The organism is Streptomyces sp. NPDC001108 (assembly GCF_053598535.1).
In genome coordinates this window covers 373,280-373,851 of the sequence record NZ_JBSFKL010000007.1, presented here as the reverse complement: position 1 = coordinate 373,851, position 572 = coordinate 373,280, and the positions used below count along the sequence as shown (strand labels likewise).

Here is a 572-nt window from a genome sequence, read left to right as displayed (position 1 = left end):
GGAAACGCCCGGTTACATTCCGAACCCGGAAGCTAAGCCTTTCAGCGCCGATGGTACTGCAGGGGGGACCCTGTGGGAGAGTAGGACGCCGCCGAGCAATCTTTCAAGGACCCTTGGTCCCAGCGTTCACGCTGGGACCAAGGGTCCTTTTTGTTTTTGTCGAAGCGCGTCGGGTGTCCGGCTGCGTCAGAATGTCTTGTAGTACCCGATGACAGGAGTCTTGCCGATGTCCACCAACTCTCCCGACGATCGTTCGGAGCGCGAGCCGCGTCGCCGGGACGGTGGTGACCGGGGCGGCTTCGGCGGCCATCGCGACGGCCGTTCCGGCGGGCCGCGCCGGGACAACGACCGCAATGACCGTGGTGGCTACCGGCGCGATGACAGCCGGCCTTCCGGTGGCGGATTCCGTCGTGACGACCGGGACCGTGACCGCGATCGTGGCCCGCGCCGGGATGACAACCGTGGCGGCGGCTTCGGTGGTGGGTTCCGTCGTGACGACAACCGGCGCGACGACAACCGTGGTGGTGGGTTCCGCCGTGATGACAACCGGCGTGATGACAGTCGTAGCGGTG

The 572-nt window shown here is 66.1% G+C and carries 1 rRNA gene and 1 pseudogene; both read left to right on the top strand.

From position 1 onward, the window contains the following. Nucleotides 1-97: ribosomal RNA gene (gene rrf / locus ACWC97_RS18955) — 5S ribosomal RNA — on the top strand; the annotation flags it as partial. Between the two features lie 129 nt (nucleotides 98-226). Then, nucleotides 227-572, top strand: a pseudogene (locus ACWC97_RS18950) (tetratricopeptide repeat protein); the annotation flags it as partial.